Raw genomic sequence first — 19,765 nt, 5'->3', positions numbered from 1 at the left:
AAAACTCAAAACCATGAAAAAATTTATTTTAGTTATCTCACTTGTCGGGCTGGTCAGCAACTTTACCCGAGCACAAGAATTAGAAACTGTAGAAGCAAAGTATCGAGGAAAACCGATTATTCAAATGACACTCAATGACAAAAAAACATGGGTACTATTAGACACTGGATCTGAGTATACAGTCCTGGATAGTGAAGCAAAGAAGAAATATGGGTTCTTTGTCAGTCATTCCAATGACGGTAGCATCAATGTATCAGGTCTCGGATCTGCCAACAATGGTCTGAAAGAAGTCACTCGTGCTGAACTGAAATTCGGAAATGTAAAACTCAAGGGGCAATCTTACGCCTACGACCTTTCTACAGTAGCTAAATCCATCCAACTCCGAACCGGCAAACGCATCACAGCCATCATCGGCACTCACATGATGCGAAGCTATGGATTCGTCATTGACATGCGCGATAGTACAGCTACTATGTATGTCAAAACCAAAAAGAAAAAGAAACAGTCTGACTTTTACTCTGAAGAAATGGTCATTGCTAAAAATGCAAAAAAATGATGAAAAGCACCACAAAAATCACATTAGCCGTTTTTTTGATTGTCTTGCATTGGGCGTCATATTCTTCGGCTCAGTCGGAAGAGGATAGAGAGAAGGAACCAGGTTTCTGGGAACTTATATTCAATGACTTCTTTGATGATCACGAGCAGGTCGTTCACAATAATTTTAAAAATCACTACAGAGTAATTGATTTAGAAAAACAATGGAAGTTCCAGATCGGAACAAATAATCGATGGGCAGAGCCACGTCATGATGATCAATCTTGGGTCAACATCAAAGTACCTGGAGATTGGGAAAATGACGGTTTCCATGGCTACGATGGATTTGCTTGGTATCGTATTCACTTCGACGGCAGAATCCTAAGACAAAATGAAGCTCACTATCTTGTGCTTGGCTTTATCGATGATGTGGACGAAACTTTTTTGAACGGCACTTTAGTAGGAAAAACAGGTGATTTTCCACCAAGATTCAGAACAGGATATGATTCGAATCGGGAGTATTTCATTGGCAATGAATTGATCAATTTCGATGGCGACAATGTGATTGCCGTAAAGGTGTATGACGAATATAAAAATGGTGGGATCGTAAAAGGAGAACCTGGAATTTATGTCTCTGGTGGTAGCGAACAATTGCTTCAGAATCTATATGGTCCATGGAAATTTACTAAATCAAACAGGAGAGTGTTTAGCGAACCCGATTTAGACGACGACAACTGGGATATCGTTCTAGTCCCATCTTATTGGGACAATCAAGGTTATCGCTCACTTGACGGTACTGCTTGGTATCGAAAAACATTCGAGCTTAGTTTTACACCAGAGGAAAGTGAAAACTACTATCTGACTCTTGGTCGAATTGACGATTTTGACATCACCTATTTAAATGGACAAAAAATAGGAGAAACCGACGATGGTAGAGATTTTGGGCAAAGCGGATCCTATCAAACCCTCCGTGTATACTCCATTCCAAATGGCTTACTAAACGAAAAGGGTAAAAACACAATCGCAGTCAAAGTCATTGATATGGGGCTCGAAGGGGGAATTTATTCTGGACCCATTGGGATCGTATCGGAAGAGGAGGTGACCAGAATGATAAGGAATAGGAAATAAAATACAACTTAGAATTAAATTCTCCAATTATCGAACTCATTGACTAAGAATATTTTTTATAACAAGATCAGCTTCGTGCTTTAAGCGATCCGTTGAATCCAACTTTGTTAAAATAAATATTGCATTAGAAATACTCTCTGTATTTGCTTTGCTTTTAAATTGCCTGTACAACTCATTTGCTTCTTGAACATTACCAAGGCAGAGTGAAGCTAAAGCATTATAATGCTGAGCGTTATAATTATTAGGATTTAACGTAAGGGCTATTTGAAATTGCTTTTTACTTTCCAAGTACTCTTTTCTTTGAAATTGAAAAGTGCCCGTTGCTGAGTAATTTTCAGAATATTCAATAATTATTTCATTCTCCATTCTTTTGCACTTTTCTGCAGAAGAAAATTCCTTTAAACTTTCAAATAAGGAAATCAACAACTTATTAGCAATTTGATACTTTCTAACAACTAAATAAGAGTCTCCTCTATTGGAAAATTTATACTTTTCCTGCTGATAGAATTTTAAAACGACTAGATAATCGTCAACTGCAGATTTCAATTCACCCATCTCAAGAAGGATGTCTGCTCGTTTTTCTCGGGCAGGCCAAAAATCAGAATTTAACTCAATTGCTCTATTAAAATCTAACAATGCTCGTTCCTTCTGGTTTTCGGCCAAAAACAAATTACCTCGGTTAAACAAGGACCCAATCAAGGTTGGTTCAATATCAAGAGACCGATTATAATAGAACAAAGCACTATCAGCTTTTCCCATTTTTTGAAAACACATGGCTAAGTTTTTATATACCCATCCATCCTTACTATTTTCCGAAATTATGGATTTAAAGTCTTCAATAGCTTCCTGATATTTTTCCTTAGTTGAGTAAACAAACCCTCTTGCATTTTTAGCCCTTAAAAAATCAGGGGCTAAATACATAGCTTGAGTATATGAGTCAATTGCCCAATCATATTCTTTAATATCATAAAAAATATTCCCTTGATAAAAAAAAGCAATTGCATAGGTCTGATTTAGCTTAATTAGCTTTTGAATTTCCACTAATGCTTCTTTAACAGCACCATATTTATATAGAATAGTAGCCTTCAATAGATATAATTCAGGACACACAAATTTTTCCTGTACCATATCAATTTTGGTAATAAAATTATTGGCCAATTGATATGAAACGTCATCACGTTTGATGTAAAGTGATGCTTTTGAATATATCCAAACCCTATTGACTATCTCAGAATTTGGATACATCTTCAATAGCTTTCCAGCTTCCATGTAAGTTCCATTCTTCTTATTAAAAAAAACTTCACTTAACAACCTGCCTAACAACTCTTGTTCATAGGAAGTACGTTCATTTTCAATATATAAATTGAGAAGTGCAGCAATTTCAATATCCAGATATTCATTAGACTTAAAATTGAAGTTTTCACTAAATAATGGTTGAATGATTGACATCTGTTCAAGATATTTCATTCCTTTAGAAAACTGATTTTTATTTAGCTCAATGAGAGCAATTTGCCACAACTCATTGTATCCCAAATTATCCAGTGATTCAGCTGATTTAAAATCTAAATAAGCACGTTCTAGTTCATTTTGTCTAACGTAATAATACCCGCGGGCTATTAGGTATTCAACTTTATTTTCACTGATTGTAATTGCTTTTGAATAAAAAATTTCCGCCATATGAAAATTATCAGAGTTTTCATAAATTCCAGCAGCTAACAGATAGGATGGGACAAAATCGGGATTAACTCCAATGTTGTTCAAAAAGTATTTTTGAGCTCGTTTTGGTTGTTTGTTAATAAAGTAAGTAAGCCCTGTATTATGATTTAAAAGAGTCGATTTCGGATCTATTAACAACCCTTTTTCGAAATAAACTAATGCAGAATCAGTAAGTTGTTTTCTAAGAAAAATGTTTCCTATTTCATTGTAAACTTCCGTAAAATATGGTGCCTCCATGATAGCTTTTCTAAAATAGAGAATAGCGCTATCCGTATTATCCAAAAACATGAAGTTTAACCCAATGTAATAGTCTGGATATGGATTTCTTTGAGTGATAGATTTAAAAGAACCAATACTTTTATTCATTGATTGCTCGAATAGCTCTTTGGCTCTAATGAGTAAGTGGATAGACTTTCTATAATTTCCAATTTCCGTTAGTTCCCGTGAACTATTCATCAAGTCATGGTAATCATCTAAAGAGCAGAAAATTGTATCCCTAACATGAAGATCATTTGCAACACCCATTTCGAATATATTCTTATGAGATTGCATTTCCTTTAAAAACTGATCCTGGCCAATTACCAAATAGTTACAAGAAACGAAAACAAAAAGTATAAATAGTCTAAGCATCTTAAATTTTCTGTTGTGAAGAGTACGAATGGCTAAGATAATTTTGGAATCTAATACCTCGATGTTTTTAACAAATAAATCGGCTTCATATTTATTTCAACATATTTTTCTTAGCCTTTTCCTATCCAGTTTTGACAGTTCATGGAATCGTGACATCTTGCGTGCGCTAATCGCGTAACAAACCAATGATCAACAATCGAAATATTCTTGCTGTACTCTTCTTTATTGTTTCTTTCACACTGTTCGGACAAACCCAGAAAAGCGATAACTGGCTCAGCGACGGAAATGATTATTTTTCGAATCTACAATATGAAAAAGCCATACAGTCCTATCAAAAATCGTGGAACAAAAACGAGAATAGACAAGCCTTGTGGGGGTTAGCCAATGCTACTTTCGAATTAGGCAATCAATACCAATTCAATGGAAAACCACAGGCTGCACAAGAAAATTTTAAACAGGCACTCATTCATTCAGAAACGCTAGTTGCTTTAGACAAAACAAAAGCAGACTTCCTCCTTTTCCAAGGACTCATGTATTTGTACAATAAGAATTCCGAGCAAGCGGTATTGGATTTCGAAGAGGCTAAATCGAAATTTCCTTCCTCTGGCAGAGCATATTATTATTTATGGACACAAGTGGTCGCAGATGCTTCTACAAAAGTACAACATGAGTACATCCAAAAGGCATTATCGCTGGAGCCTGATCTTTTCGAACTACATCAGGAATTAGGAGCCTATTATACGAGCCTGAATCAACCAGAACCTGCCATAACTCACTATGAAAAGGCGTTAGACATTTCTCCAAAAAACTACAAAGCCAATTTTGCATTGGGCCAAATCTATTGGGCTTTAGGAGACTTAGAAAAAATGAGGATTCACTTCCAGCAGAGTATTGACTATTTTCCTGATTTCGGATATGCAAAAATGCTATTGGCTGGAGTAGAATTGATGAGTGCCAATATGCCAGCGGCTATCCCCTTGATCAGAGCAGCGCTCAAAGACAATCCCGCCACAGAACAATATCTCAATATGTTTATTCAGAACTATCCTGAGTTGGCCAATTACAACTTTCGGGAATCTAATAATGACTCTCCATTAGAGGCAAATGGTTACCCAAAATATTATTCGCAAGCAGTAGCTGCTGCACAAGCTTATGACTTTTATGGAGCCATCGACCTTCTGCATCAATGCAATGACCTCTACAGTCAATACGACCAGGCTCAGCCAGCCTGGGAAACATCCATTTTGTCTTGGCTCACTCATTGTTATAGAGAAATTGGAAACTATGCTGCCGCTTCTCAAACTGGGAATCAAGCGTTGAATCTAGCCATTACAAACAATATAAAAACAGATCAAGCCAGCCTTTCAGCCAACTTATCAATGGTTTATTATACCTGGGGGGATTATCCAAAAGCAATTCAATATGCCAGAGCCTCTATTGAATTTTTAATAGCCAATCAGCAACCCCAGCAATTATACGATGCGTATATCAATATTGGCAGTTACTACAGAAGGTGGGGACAAGCAGACAGTGCTGTTTATTTCCATAAAAAGGCGTTGAATGAGATTTCTAGTGCCACAGACCTTAAATATGTCTTAGCACAAAAGGAACTGGCCATTTCTTATGTCAACCTTCAAAAATATAATGAAGCTAAAGAAGTCATTGAAAAAATGAATAAAACCAGAGCTTCTGGTTCATATTCTGACCAAGATCCGGCACTAGATTTAGGCTGTGCCGAAGTGTATTATGCACTTGGCGAATACCAAAAAGCCTGGGAATATATTTCAAGCTCATTCGAACATTTCTCCGATCTTGAGCAGGTTTCACCTGATCACCCTACCCTCATTCCCTTTCTTGAAAATTACATTGGCTTGGCTGTAAAACTCGAATTGAACGACCTAGCCAACAGCAATTATCAAGCATTGAATAACAAACTGATTAATCAGATTGCTACCTATTTCTCTGCCATGAGTGAGAATGGAAAATTGCTCTTTTATAGAGAAATAAAACAACACTTCGAGTCTTTTAATTCTTTTGCAATCAACCAAACAGATTTGAATCAAACCGTCCTCCACCAACTGTATGAAAACCAATTGCTAGTCAAAGGATTACTTTTTAATGATGCTGCTAAAATTCAAAACACTGTTACTAAATCGGAAGATCGCACGCTTAAAAACACCTATCAAAAGTTACTAGACAAGAAAAATTTATTGGCCAGATCTATTACGCTTTCTAACGATGAAAAAATGAATCGAGGAGTAGATCAACAGACCATTCAGCAAGAGATAGATAGTCTCCAGATCAAATTGATCAAGCAGGGAATGGAACCTTCTTCACATAGAGTCTATGAACCTGAATTGGTTCAAAAAGTAAAAAAATCTCTTCAAAAAGCTGAAGCCGCTGTAGAAATTGTTCGATTCAAAACTTATGATTTTTCAAATGGTGGATTTTATACTGATCAGATACATTATCTCGCATTAATCATAAAAGCAGGAAGTGATGAAATTTCATTTGTTCATATCAAGAACGGAAATTATCTAGAATCGAAAGGCTATCAGGCCTATACTAATGCGATTTCTTTTGAACTAAAAGACACTAATTCTTACAACAATTATTGGGAACCAATTGTATCTAAGCTTTCTGGAGTCAATCGAATTTATTTCTCAGGTGATGGCGTTTATCACAAAATCAATATTAATACTTTACTCAACCCTACATCCAATCAGTTTGTCATAGATGAATTAGATGTCCGATTAGTAACGAGTACTCGAGAATTAATAAAGAAGAATTCAGTCTTACCTAAAGATGGTCAAGTATTTTTAGTCGGCTTTCCTACGTATAATCTAGATATAAAAGAAAGTACCTCCGTCAAGAACACAATCCAAAAAACTTTTGCGACTCGAGCATTTACCAACATTGAAAATCTAGAGCCCTTGCCAGGGACTTACTCAGAAGTAACTACCATAGCATCCATTTTGGATGAGTCTAAATGGAAAACAAAGGTGCTCACGGGTGAAGACGCTATTGAAGAAAAAATAAAAGACTTGCAAAACCCTACGATCCTACACATAGCCACTCACGGGTTCTTCGAGGAATCAAGTCCCAAAGACAATCCCCTATTTTACTCTGGGCTATTTTTAAGCGGTGCATCTAGCATTTACCAAAACAAATCCGAAACGGAAGAAGATGGTATTCTAACGGCCTATGAGGCCATGCACCTCCAGCTCAATCAGACGGAAATGGTGGTCTTGTCCGCCTGCGAAACAGGGATGGGTCGTGTTGAAAATGGTGAAGGAGTTTATGGATTACAACGTGCATTTCTAATTGCTGGAAGTAAATCTGTGGTGATGAGTTTTTGGAAAGTGAATGATCAAACTACCATGGATCTGATGATCAATTTTTACAAAAATCTAAACGCTCAAAAAGACAGACACATCGCATTCAGAAATGCTCAATTAGAACTTAAAAATCAATATCCCAACCCCAAATACTGGGGTGCTTTTAATATTGTAGGGAGATAATTGCTGAGTGCTTATTGTTTTTCAAATTTCAAATTTTGAGTTCCTAATAGGGATTCGATTTTCAATAAGTAGATAGAAGGGCTTAAAGACTCAAGAATCTGATTCAATTGTAATTCAATTTCTTCTATTTTACGAAAATCTAATATTAAAACTAATTGGCCTGAAGCATTGTAAAGTACGGCTTGAGATATTTCATTTTTGATTCCTGACAAGGAAATTCGATCTTTTACTGGATTGGGGTACAGCATGATGCTATTGTCAGAAGCAAATGGATTCTTTACCAAAACAGCTTCAAAGTATTCGATTTTTCCATCAAAATCCGTTTGTTTAAGTCGATAATAACTAGACCCATTTAACGGTAGATTATCGTTGAATAGATAATTTCTTTGAATTAAGGAGTTTCCTGCACCTTTGAGTATAGAGATTTCGTTCCAGGATCTTCCATCCTCACTTCTTTCTATTGTGAAAAAATCATTGTCTATTTCACTTGAAGTCACCCATTCTACTCTGACATGAGTTCCTAAATGATTTGCCTCAAAATTTAATAGTTCTATTGGTAAAGATAAGTCATCAGCTCCCACTGCAAATGGAGTACCAAATGTAGAATAACTAGAAGATGCACTAGATCTTCCTGAAGGGGAGTCTTCAGTATAGCCGGCAGCTTGTTCTTCCCATTCCCCTCCTGTAAATTGTCCCATTACTATGCCCATGCCATCATTGGCCTGAAAATCACTGCCTTCTTGATTAGTTCTATCCCACTCCAAAGCTATAGTTGTTGCCCCTGGAGTTCCGCCAGTTCCAATCTGCCATTCTAACTGTACCGTACGATCTGGATCATTTGGAGATGTGGGGCCGCTACTAACGCTCACCTGAAATGATGCATTGGATGTAGGTGTCAACCTAACCGGGTCATAATAACTTGAAGTTCCTACAGGATAAACCGTTGCACCTACTGTAGTTTCTTCGTAATACCCTGAACCATCTGAAATAATATATTGTGAGGTACTATACCCTGAAATTGTTCCTCCTGATGCTAGCGTTAAATTATTAGCACCTAATTGAATATTCCCATTAGTCAATGTAATGGCGTCATCAATAGTTTCACTTGAACTCAATATTAAGTTGTTTCCATTATTAACAATGAGCGTTTGAACGTTGCCGGCGGCATCCATCTCATTACCAGCTGTCTGGTTTGCAATCCCTGCATACTCTAAAGATGAAGTACCTCCATAAGTCAATGTATTTCCTCCATTTGCGAAAGTGGACGTTCCTTGCAGAGAAAGAGCACCATTGACTGTAATATCTTCTGACATAGTTTTAACGCCACTTGTCGAAACAGTTAAATTGTCATATGCTAGAGTTGATCCTCCAATTTGACCTTCAATATTTTGAGCGCCTGCTGCATTATATTCCACTGTACAATCAGCACCTAATGTGAGTGTTTGCCCTAACCCTGGTGAACCTTCTTCTATAAACCCTCCAGAGATAATCAATGTACTACCTGCAGTACTCAAATCGACTTCCGAAATTGCAGATGCATTATCACTGGTGAAACTGATGTCTCCAAGTACTTCTAAGGTACCTCCACCAACATCAACCAACGCTCCCCAAAACCTAGCAGGTGGAGCATTCCGATCAGCTTCTAGGAATAATGAACCATTGACAGTCATATTACCCCCACTCATTGTTACGGTATTCGTTACAGATGCTGTCTGGGCTGTGGGTGCGACTAAAGTTGCGTTGGCATCAACTAACAAAGTAGAAGTAGCATCAGTCATTGTCAATGTTGACGCATTGGTATCGTCAGCATCCGCATTGAGAATTAGTTTTTCACAAACTGCATCAAATCCGGCTGGAATTGTCACTGTATGCCCGCCATTAATTTCGGCATCATAATCATCCGCAGGAAAATCTATTCCTGCAATACAACCAACCGTACACCCTCCTCCCCAAGTAGTCCCAATATTCCAATCACCGGTTTGAGAACTCAAAAATGCACCTGTAGATGCCTGGCTATGATACACCGTTACTTCAACCCAATAGATATCTCCTGTTCTCTCGCCTCCTGCATTTGACCCTTTTCCTAGCCGAATTGCTACACCAAAATTAGCACTTTCCACCATAGTTTGAGATAGTGAACCACCGAGTCCCCAATCATCAGTACTACCTCCAAAAGCTACTGTATTAATAGTTGTTCCTATTGGGGTATTAGATGCATGTTCATCTCCTACTTGAGTGCTTGTTTCATCAATGAGTAGTACCGAATTAATTCTTAAGCTGTTATGAGATACCAGTCCCCTAATGGTAACTGAAACGCCGTCAATTTGATCAGTACCAGGTATAGAAAATCCAAAACCCGTCAACTCCAAGTATTCTGACACTTCACCATCATCTAGCCCAGTAACTGTTGCAGAAGTTGCATCTGACGAGCCTGTGGCATTTGTAATGTTCGAAAATACATCAGGTTGAGAACCATCTTGGGCTGCTGTAGTGGCATTGCCAGATACGCTTTGCGCATGACCACTCACTGAACAAAAGGCAACTATTAGAAAAATGAGAATGTTAGTTGATATAATAAATTTATTCATACAGTCTAGACCTAAAACTACAAAATTTACCTTGTACTCAATTCAAACTAAAATTAACTCAACATACATCTAGATTCATAAAGAAAGCACGTTTTTCGATGAATTCAGAATTATGACCATAGGAATAATACACGACGAAAATTGTCATCTTTTCATTCTTGAAATTTGACATCCAAAGCCTTCTCAACAAAATTATGCAAAGTAACTATCTGTTTTCTACCCATTTTCTGACCAAAGTAGGAAACCAAATAAAGTGTCAAAAAAATCCCAACAAGGGCAGGGACTAGCCATAGGATTTGGGCAGACTGGCCTAAGGTCCAATTGCTATATCCTATGACTAATATCACTAAAACTGCAAACCCAATAATGGAGTAGAACAATACGAACATCGTCCAGACTTCTGGTCTTGGACCGTACAACCCTCTCAAGACACTTCCAGTCTCTGAAGATTCAAAACTAAGGCTTAACTGAGGCGACCAATAATGTTGATCTCTAGGAGGTAGCGAAAGTGTGGCATGGCCTTCGATCACCGTGCCATGGATTCCATCATCACTGATCTTTATACGATCTTTTAATTGGGTGGCAATTTTTTCAGGTGATTGCGGCAAGTTTATCTTAAAGCGCGGTCGAATTTGAAAATTTGAAAGGTGTTCACTCATGGATCAGCCTAGAAGTAAAACTCCTACATTGTAGCAAGTTTCAATACCCTATCTAGTAAATCTTGCTTATCAAATGGTTTGACAAGATATTCTAAGATCCCAATTTCCTTAGCCTCCCGCTGGGCAATATCTTGCCCTACTGCACTTATCATGATTACTTTAGCCTTAAAATCAACGTCATTTAACTCATCCATCACGTCCAACCCAAACATATCAGGTAGTACGTTATCCAATGTTATTATTTCAGGCTTAAGGATAAGGGCTAACTTAATGGCGTCTTCACCATTTGCTGCTTCGCCTATTACTTCATATCCTCCCTCTTCCAGAATGTTTTTAATAGTCTCTCTTTGAAACTTCGAATCGTCCACTACAAGTACTGTTGTCATAATGATTGTTATTAAGTCATTGAATCATTCAACTAAATATAATCATTACAAAATATTGACCCTAAAAAAATAGATAAGAAAAAATAATGCTTCCTGATATAAAACACCCATAAGAAATATTATACATTTCAATAGTTTGTATAAATTGTGTTTTATTGTGATTTATTTACATTATTTTTGGTGACTTGAGAAAAATGGTTGGACCCCGAATTGCTTTCGGTGGTTAAAGTTATTTCTATATACGGAAAGTCTGACCATGAAAAATATACTGCTCTCCTTCTTATTTTCTCTTTCACTGCATTGCTCCGCTCAAGAGTTGGCCCCCTCTATTTTTGCTTCGGCAGGAGGTTTTTACACTGGAGCTGACATTCAACTTAGCTGGACATTGAGTGGTGCCATTTTAGATTCATACACTAATAGTGAAGTTTCACTTTCATCTGGCGTGCAAGTAGAAGAAGTAGATCCCTATGTCCTCGATGTCAATCGAGATATTGTAAATATTCAAGCATTTCCTAATCCAATTCAAGATCAGCTCACCCTTCAGTTCGATGATATGGTATCCAATTATCAAATAATCATATCTGACCTTACAGGAAGAACTGTCTATCAGGATTTTACTACCCACACTAACCAAAAAATTATTGATGTGAGTCACTTAGGTATTGGTGCCTATGCCATGCAAATTCTTGACTCGAGCCAGCAGCCTATTAAAAAATTTAAACTATCCAAAACAAGGTAACCATGAAGCAATTATTACTCTTCAGCTTTCTTCTTTTAATCTTTACAACAACTGTTTTAGCACAGTCTCCCAATGCCTTTAAATATCAAGCTATAGCTCGTGATGCAGACGGAGATCCTATTGCTAACCAGAATGTCAGTTTTCAGATCAGTTTAGTGCAAGGAAGTGCCTCAGGCACCACCGTCTATTCGGAAACCCATTCCGTAAACTCCAATGACTATGGATTGGTAGGTATGAATATAGGGGATGGAAGCACGACTTCGGGCACCTTCAATACCATTGACTGGAGTGATGGACCCTACTTCATTGAAGTGGCTATTGATACTAATGGTGGATCCAATTTTCAAACATTAGGAACTACTCAAATGCTAAGCGTCCCTTATGCTCTTTATGCAGAAACTTCTGGTAGTTCGATTGCAGGACCCCAAGGAGAAACTGGTCCGCAAGGAGAAACTGGCCCGCAAGGGCCTGCTGGACAAGATGGAGCCGATGGTGAGGATGGAACTGATGGAGAAGATGGTCAATCTGCTTATGAATTATGGATAGCAGAAGGAAATGAAGGAACCGAAGAAGATTTTTTTGCTTCACTAGGCGAAGGAACTCAAGGGGAAGCTGGCGAAAACGGACTCTCTGCTTATCAAATTTGGTTGGAAGAAGGAAATGAAGGAACTGAGGAAGCGTTTTTACTTTCTTTAAAAGGACTAAAAGGAGATCCTGGATTAATAGGCCCGCAAGGCCCAATTGGTGAGACTGGAGCTATCGGGCCGCAGGGTCCACAAGGAGAAATCGGACCACAGGGACCTCAAGGTGACGAAGGCCCACAAGGAGCTACTGGTGCCACCGGAGAGCAAGGACCGCAAGGGGATGTTGGACCACAAGGACCACAGGGGATTATTGGTTTAACAGGGCCAACTGGTGCTACTGGACCTCAGGGCCCAAAAGGTGATACAGGACCAGCAGGACCTCAAGGTGACGAAGGTCCACAAGGCGATGAAGGTCCTCAAGGACCTCAGGGTGATATTGGGTTAACTGGTGCTACGGGATCTCAAGGCCCACAAGGAGAAATTGGGCCAGCAGGACCTCAAGGGGCTACTGGATCTATCGGACCACAGGGACCTCAAGGTGACATAGGGCCTCAAGGACCAGCAGGAAATGATGGGGCTGATGGTGCACAAGGAATTCAGGGAATACAAGGAGTTAAAGGTGATACGGGAAGCACAGGTGCAACTGGTGCTACAGGACCACAGGGCCCACAAGGAGAAATTGGGCCAGCAGGGCCGACAGGAGCGACTGGTGCTACCGGAGCTATTGGCCCGCAAGGTCCACAAGGGGTTAAGGGTAATACGGGAAATACTGGGCCCCAAGGACCTCAAGGCCCAGCAGGAAATGACGCAAATGGAGGACCGCAGTACTATTATTTAACCGCTCAAGATTTTGAAATAGCAGGCACTTCACAAGAAATGCAACAAGAAGCGAGATACGATAATTCAGGAGGGATATCTAAAACAAGAGCCTATATTTTTGGCACTAAAGATCAATCTGGTTCATTGATAGCAAAAATAAATCTCCCTACTGATGCCTCTGTATTGCAGGTCGATGTAGTTGCTGATAATATTGAAAGTAAAGTGGCTAAAGTAGATATTACACAAGTTCCTTTTGACACAAGTGGGAGTGCAAAATCAGCAGGTACAAGAAATATTCCTACTGGAGAGTATGTAAGTTTCTCGTTAACTCTTGATGGTGGAAAACTAAGCACTGATACCCAAAATAATCTTTATTATATTGTATTCAGCGGAGCGGCACATAATTCCGGAATTGTGAATAACAGTATCTATAGAGTGAAGATATCTTATGAAGTTCAACGATAGCCTTTATTTTATTTAGAATCATTCCAAACAATTTGCAAAAGCGAGCATTCACACCTAGCTTTGTTTAGAATTATTCTAAATAGAAAATATTGCCGGCTACACGTACATTTCTTGTTAATCCGAACTATGTCTCTTTGATGGGCTGGAAGCAAATTATCAATGACTCCACTCACTTTCAGATTACTCAGTCGATAGCAAAATTGGAGGAGATTTCTACAATGGACACTTCCTGTAGCAATCTCATATTAGCCGATTTATCTCAACACAAGAACAAAAACCTCTCTCGTATAGCGGAGTTTATCTTATTGCCCAATGTAGACATCCTGCTCGTAGTTAATCTGGCTGACCATTCACTTATTCAGCAACTAAAGGAAATGGGAATCCGAGGCATTTTGACCACCCATTGTGACGCACAAGAAATAAAAACCGCACTTGAAAGTATTCGACTAGGTAAAAGATTTTATTGTGGGGATATCTTAGATGTACTCATCCAGCCTCAGCTCGAAGAAAAAACAACCGCAACAAATGACATTCTATCGGCACGAGAAATTGAAGTGCTTGAATATGTAGTCAAAGGGTTGACAACTAATCAAATTGCAGAAAAACTTCATGTAAGCACACATACGATCAATTCTCACAGAAAAAATATGCTCAAAAAGTTAGAGCTCACGTCACCTGTTGAACTTATAGTCTATGCCGTCAAGTCAGGCCTTGTTGATTTGTAAATCAATTTATCAGCTGATTGGTAAAATATCCACTCGACCAATTGACCATCCCAATGGCTTTACCGTATTCAGCCTCTAGATTGACTAATTTCATTTCTGCAGCAATCTTTTTGTTTTCTCGACTGTTTACTAAAAAAACAGAACTCTCTCCATTTACGAATTTTGTTCTTTCACCTTCCAAAAGTTTTTGATAGTTTTCAACAATTCTCCTCTGCTCTTCCAGCATCTCCAGTAAGACAATGATTTTACCATAGGATTGAAAAACTTTGTTAGTCACTACACGGGATTTGCTTGATAATTTCAAGCCTCCTTCTTCCAGCTTTATTTTTGTTTGCTTGAGTTTCGCCCTTTCTTTTCGTATCAATAATGGAAAACTAAATTCAAATCCGCCTTTGTAATTATTGCTTAGCCCTGCCATCGACTCATCTGAAGCGTTTCCGCTGGCCATCAGAAAATTGTAATTCAGATTCAACACCGGTTTGACGTTTTCAGCAGCCAGCTTTCTATCCAGCTCAAGTGTCAGCAAATCGGCCTCCATCGCATTCAGGTCTGGATGGTGAGCTACAGCAAAGTTGATATATTCATCAACCACCAATATTTCTTGCTTTTGCCAAATGGTATCAGGATAAGAAACAAATATTTGTGTGGAGTCCCAAACAAAATTCTCCATTTGAAGCGTAGCGTTTTGATAATTAAGCTTTGATTTGTTCCATTCGTTTCTCCAGCTCTGTACTTGAATAAGAGCTTCTACAGAGTCGATAGCTGCTTTGTCTCCGTTTATAACAGAAGCTCGAATCCCTTCATAACGCTCACTAATCAAATCTAAGCTTGCCTCAGCTACCTTCATTTTTTGAAAAGTTTCAAACCAATTCCAATACACATAATTGGCATCCAATAATAGATTGTTATAAACTGAATTAGCCTGGCTCGTTAGGTTTTGTTGCTCAGCCATTCCCTTTTTCAAATTGATATTTCTACTATTATGAATCAGGCCTTGCCCTAAGGGTACACTTACTCCAGCATAATACAACCCATCTGCTGGAACCGTATGTTCGGGATTCAAATACTGTCCACTATTGCGTTCATAGCCTGCTTTTAATTCCACATTAAGTACGGTAGGCACTTTTACATAACTATCCCAAACATCATAATAATCTTTGCCTTGAAACTGTTTGGTCTGATACTCAGAAACCAATTTGGGGTCGAAGGCGCCTCGTGCCTGACTAACCACTACCTCGCCTCTTTGTAAAATGAGTTGAGCCTGTTTTGCTATCGGATGATAATGACGGACCAAGCTATAGAATTGATTCAAACTCAATTGTTGTAAGCTGTCCTCTTGCGCGAAAGTTTCAACTTGCCAGAAGCAAAGCAAACCAATGATTAGGAGCTTATTCATACTTCACCCCTTTCTTTGCTTTAGCTTGTTTTTCCGCATTCATGTAAAAATCCGGAGGAAACCCATTCAAATTTCGCCAAAGTTCATACCAGACAGGGACATTGTTGAGCAATGCAATGCCATAAACTCCACTTCCTAACCTTAATAAAGTAGGCCATTCAACATCTTCTTGATCAGGCGCAACCAATACTCTGAATGTTCCATTTCTTGCTACTTTATCGTAACCCACAATCTTACCTCCAAACGTACCAAACGATACATCCGGCCAGCCATTAAATACCAGAGCAGGCCAGCCATCGAACTGTAACCTCACTTTTCTTCCCTCTCGTATCAAAGGCAGATCCAGCGGTCTTACATGTAATTCCACTGCGATTTCTGTTCGCTCTGGAACAAAAGTGAAAATTTGTTCGCCTTCTTTCAGTATTTCTCCAATTCCAGATTTATTGGCCTTGGTTACGTATCCATTTTGAGGAGCTAGGATATAGTAGAAACTAGAGCGCTTAGCGTAGCTTTCCTGCTGAATAGACAGTTTGTTATATTCACTCTCTGCCTCCATTTCACCAGAAAGTGCCGACATTTTATCTGACCTTGCCTTGGCGATTTTTTCACTGTACTCATTTTCTACCGTACTCAGATTGAGCTCTGCATTGATATATTCACTTTGACTAGCCAACCACTTATTTTGAGCTGATATATTCTTATTGACTGACTCTTGTAGTTTTTGTCGTTTACCTTCAAATTCTGTCAAAGATTTGAGGCCTTGGTTATATAGTTTTTGCTGACGTTCAAATTGTCTTTGAGCAATTTCTAAATTGATCAAACTGGTTTGATAGTCTATACTATCAGACTTCAACTTGAAGGCCGACTGCTGAAGGTAATTTTGAGCCTGTTTTTGTTTTAGATCCCTATTGCGATAAAGAGCCTCTATTTGTTGTTCAAGTGCTTTTCCTTTGCTCACATAGGCTTCCTTGGAAGCTTTTTTGGCACTAGCTTGATTTTGGGTTTTACCCACAAGATTGGGGTCTAAATACTCTGTTTTCATTTCAGAAATATGTAGAATCGTGTCACCTTTTGCTACCAGCTGACCTTCCCTGACATACCATTTTTCAATTCGTCCTGAGATTACTGAGTTAATAGCTTGCTCTCGCCCATCAGGCCTTAAAGTAATAAGCGTACCCCTTGCTCTAATATTTTGGGTCCAAGGCAAAAACAGACCGATTATAATCAAGCCAAAAATGCCGCACAAAAGATAGACAAATTTCCGACTGGCATGGGAAGCCATAACTTCCTGATACGATGAAAGATCTTTCAATATCTCATCCCTTTCCATGGGTTCTTTAGAAATATTCAGCATGGCTATTTCTTCGTTTTAGTTTTCATTTTCGAAGGCGAGATATCCACTACCTTACCATATTCTAAGGTGACTATCCTGTCACAGTTTTGTAGGATCAATGGGTCATTGGTCACAGATATCAAAGTCCAGGCTTGTTTTTTACTGGTCAGAATTTCACTGATTCGTTTTCGGTCTTCGAAATCCAGTCCATGCAATGCATTATCCATGACTACTATTTTCGGTCGTTCGGCCAACGTTCTGGCGAGGATTAGTTTTTGTTTGATACTATCTGATAAACCTTGCCCTTCCGGACTTATCATAGTGGCGAGACCTTTTGGGAGTTTTTTAAGAAAATTATTGAGGCCTACCTGGTCTATAGCACGCAAAATGTCCTCTAAGGTAACATCATCTTTTCCTACAGATATGTTCTGAGCGAGGGTGCCATGAAATAAATCCTGCAAGTTCAAGTTGTCTCCGACTACCGACCTGAAACTGGTGATATCAATGTCGGCAAATGGAATTCCATTGAATAAAACAGAGCCTTCATAATCATGATAGAGACCTGAAATAACAGATATAAGTGTAGTTTTACCTGATTCATTCTCTCCTGTAATCGCTACTTTTTCACCAGCTTCAACAAATAAATTAATTTTATTCAACGCCTTTTCAACTTCACCTTCGAAGGTGTAAGAGAGATTGGATAGTTCAACTGATACACCTTTAGCATTAGAGACTTCTGATAGCGATAACCCACCTTCCTTTTCCAGTGAAATATCAGATACTTGGCCTAATTTTTCTAACCCAGTCAACACATCGTAAACCGTCTCCATCGTTAAAATTAATTTTTCTGCTGAACTAAGTACGAGAAGAATAATGATTTCAGAAGCTACAAACTGTCCAAGGTTGATTTCCTGATTGATCACCAAAATGCTCCCAAGAATTAAAAGCCCACCCGTGATAATAGTTTTGAAAGCTACAATATTTGAAAATTGAAATATGAGCACTCTGAAGTGTTGCTTTCTGTACTTCAAATAATTCGCAACATACTCGTTGGTTTTCTCAATCGGTAATTTGGTCTCTCCTGCCAATTTGAATGTTCCCATTACACGAGCCAACTCCTCTAGCCAATGCGCCACCTGATATTTGTATTTAGACTCAAGGATACTAGTCTTTAATCCTTTGGGGCCACTGAGGTAAAAAATCAGCACCATCAAACCCACAAGTAAAAAACCGAAAAAGACAAAGAACGGATGATAGAGCGAGAGCAAAATCAAGCCAAATAATATCTGTAAGGTAGAACTGGAAAAATCTATTAGAATCTTTGGGAGCCCTTTTTGTACATTAAGGGTATCAAAGAATCGGTTCATCAATTCTGGAGGATAGAAACTGGTAACCGCCTCCATGCGGAACCTTGGAATACGATAAGCGAATTCAAAAGACGCTCTGGTGAAAATCCTGCGTTGAAGTAATTCGGTGAGTGAAAGCTGTAGTATTTGAATTACACCAGATGCAGCCACTCCCACTACTACTACAAAAATCAAAAGTCCCCAAGAGGCAGAAAATTCCGCGCTAATAACAAAGGCGATAATCGCCTGCACACCCAGCGGTAGAGACAAATTGATCAACCCATTGAATATTGCATAGGCATATATGATCAATATCTCTCGCTTGTCTAGCGATAGCATATTGAAAAGCCTCTTTAATGGAGAGAATTTTATGCTTTCATCTAAAATCTTACTTTCTATCATAATGCTGTATTTCCCATTCCATGATTATTTTCCAATACTGACTTGACTGTGTGCTTAATAAAATCTGCACTTTGCTCTTCCAAAGATTTACTTCTATCTGATCCTATTTCAGTAAGTGCCGGTAAGTGCTGAGCAAAGAATGTCTGGTGATGTGCTGTTTCAATAAACATACTCACTAAAGCTGTGGGATATTGATATTCTGGCTTCAGTTCTTGTATGATAGATGAAATCTTTCCACACAATTCTTTATACCCCATAAAAAGCCCCTTTTTATTAATTTCATCCACTTGTCGATTGAGATATGTTTTATCAGACTCATTATCTATCACACGACGAAGCTTTGAAATGCTCAGTCCTGGAAGGTCCAATACCATGGGCAACTCGTATGAATGGCAAATAATATCAATAACTCGATCCAGTTTTGCAGAAGCCTCTTCTAAATGGTGTGTTTCAAACTCAATAACATATTCGAGCCATGACCAATAATACGTGGATAAGTACACCAGAAATTTATGCTTGTTTTTAAAATAACGATAAATGGAAGCTTCAGTAGATTCAATACTGCCTGCAAGTTTTTTGAAGGTAAATTCTTCAAAACCTAATTCATCGAGCATAGTCAGTCCCTCACTCACAATTTTTCGTCCAAGTTCGGATGACTGTGGGTCTTTTTTGAAATACTTATCAGCAAGAACAATTGTTATATTCGACATTTTAATAGTATTACTATCATTTACAAAAGTAAAGGTATTAACCCATGCTCGCCTCCGTATTTATACTGATGATTTTCTCGTAGA

Annotated in this window: 14 protein-coding genes; 6 read left to right on the top strand and 8 right to left on the bottom strand. The window is 38.5% G+C overall.

The features are described from left to right. Positions 1-13 precede the first annotated feature (13 nt). A complete protein-coding gene (locus ABJH98_RS17455; protein WP_348309063.1) occupies positions 14-556 on the top strand; it encodes an aspartyl protease family protein in 543 nt (180 codons plus the stop codon). Further along, positions 553-1,662 (top strand): beta galactosidase jelly roll domain-containing protein, encoded by a 1,110-nt coding sequence (locus tag ABJH98_RS17450; protein WP_348309062.1) that lies wholly within the window; start codon positions 553-555, stop codon positions 1,660-1,662. Before ABJH98_RS17455 ends, ABJH98_RS17450 begins: the two co-directional genes overlap by 4 nt. Before the next feature lie 36 nt (positions 1,663-1,698). On the opposite strand, the gene ABJH98_RS17445 is transcribed toward ABJH98_RS17450, so the two are convergent. Next, positions 1,699-3,903, bottom strand: a complete 2,205-nt coding sequence (locus ABJH98_RS17445) for a tetratricopeptide repeat protein (protein WP_348309061.1) — start codon at positions 3,901-3,903, stop codon at positions 1,699-1,701. A gap of 290 nt (positions 3,904-4,193) precedes the next feature. On the opposite strand from ABJH98_RS17445, the gene ABJH98_RS17440 reads away from it, so the two are divergent. Beyond that, a complete protein-coding gene (locus ABJH98_RS17440) occupies positions 4,194-7,529 on the top strand; it encodes a CHAT domain-containing protein (protein WP_348309060.1) in 3,336 nt (1,111 codons plus the stop codon). 11 nt (positions 7,530-7,540) lie between these two features. Here the strand turns inward: ABJH98_RS17440 and ABJH98_RS17435 are convergent, their stop codons facing one another. The 3 genes from ABJH98_RS17435 to ABJH98_RS17425 all read right to left on the bottom strand — a co-directional run bounded on the left by ABJH98_RS17435 (position 7,541) and on the right by ABJH98_RS17425 (position 11,162). After that, entirely contained in the window at positions 7,541-10,117 is a 2,577-nt protein-coding gene (locus tag ABJH98_RS17435; protein WP_348309059.1) for a T9SS type A sorting domain-containing protein, read from the bottom strand. A gap of 152 nt (positions 10,118-10,269) precedes the next feature. Then, positions 10,270-10,725: a hypothetical protein gene (locus ABJH98_RS17430; protein WP_348309058.1), complete on the bottom strand. Its 456-nt coding sequence runs from the start codon at positions 10,723-10,725 to the stop codon at positions 10,270-10,272. A gap of 74 nt (positions 10,726-10,799) precedes the next feature. Continuing rightward, a complete protein-coding gene (locus ABJH98_RS17425; RefSeq protein WP_348309057.1) occupies positions 10,800-11,162 on the bottom strand; it encodes a response regulator in 363 nt (120 codons plus the stop codon). Between the two features lie 256 nt (positions 11,163-11,418). Here ABJH98_RS17425 and ABJH98_RS17420 point away from each other — a divergent pair, with 256 nt between their 5' ends. The 3 genes from ABJH98_RS17420 to ABJH98_RS17410 all read left to right on the top strand — a co-directional run bounded on the left by ABJH98_RS17420 (position 11,419) and on the right by ABJH98_RS17410 (position 14,494). Next, positions 11,419-11,901, top strand: a complete 483-nt coding sequence (locus ABJH98_RS17420) for a T9SS type A sorting domain-containing protein (RefSeq protein WP_348309056.1) — start codon at positions 11,419-11,421, stop codon at positions 11,899-11,901. A 2-nt stretch (positions 11,902-11,903) separates the two neighbouring features. Further along, on the top strand, positions 11,904-13,769 hold the full coding sequence (locus ABJH98_RS17415; RefSeq protein WP_348309055.1) for a hypothetical protein: 1,866 nt from the start codon (positions 11,904-11,906) through the stop codon (positions 13,767-13,769). A 137-nt stretch (positions 13,770-13,906) separates the two neighbouring features. Continuing rightward, the gene (locus ABJH98_RS17410; protein WP_348309054.1) at positions 13,907-14,494 is read left to right on the top strand and encodes a response regulator transcription factor; all 588 of its coding nucleotides are present in this window, start codon (positions 13,907-13,909) and stop codon (positions 14,492-14,494) included. A gap of 1 nt (position 14,495) precedes the next feature. On the opposite strand, the gene ABJH98_RS17405 is transcribed toward ABJH98_RS17410, so the two are convergent. Genes ABJH98_RS17405 through ABJH98_RS17390 form a run of 4 tightly spaced genes read right to left on the bottom strand, consistent with a single transcriptional unit; the run spans position 14,496 to position 19,681 of the window. Further along, entirely contained in the window at positions 14,496-15,890 is a 1,395-nt protein-coding gene (locus ABJH98_RS17405) for a TolC family protein (protein WP_348309053.1), read from the bottom strand. Further along, entirely contained in the window at positions 15,883-17,244 is a 1,362-nt protein-coding gene (locus ABJH98_RS17400; RefSeq protein ID WP_348309052.1) for an HlyD family efflux transporter periplasmic adaptor subunit, read from the bottom strand. The genes ABJH98_RS17405 and ABJH98_RS17400 overlap by 8 nt, the downstream gene beginning before the upstream one ends. 2 nt (positions 17,245-17,246) lie before the next feature. Next, positions 17,247-18,971 carry an ATP-binding cassette domain-containing protein gene (locus ABJH98_RS17395; RefSeq protein WP_348309050.1) on the bottom strand — a complete coding sequence of 575 codons (1,725 nt, stop codon included), beginning with the start codon at positions 18,969-18,971 and terminating at the stop codon, positions 17,247-17,249. Continuing rightward, positions 18,968-19,681, bottom strand: a complete 714-nt coding sequence (locus tag ABJH98_RS17390; RefSeq protein ID WP_348309048.1) for a TetR/AcrR family transcriptional regulator — start codon at positions 19,679-19,681, stop codon at positions 18,968-18,970. The genes ABJH98_RS17395 and ABJH98_RS17390 overlap by 4 nt, the downstream gene beginning before the upstream one ends. Positions 19,682-19,765: the final 84 nt, after the last annotated feature.

It is taken from the genome of Reichenbachiella sp. (assembly GCF_039969095.1).
In the GTDB taxonomy this organism is placed as follows: domain Bacteria; phylum Bacteroidota; class Bacteroidia; order Cytophagales; family Cyclobacteriaceae; genus Reichenbachiella.
The sequence above is the reverse complement of the archived record's forward strand: the minus strand, read 5'-3'. Positions and strand labels throughout refer to the sequence as shown.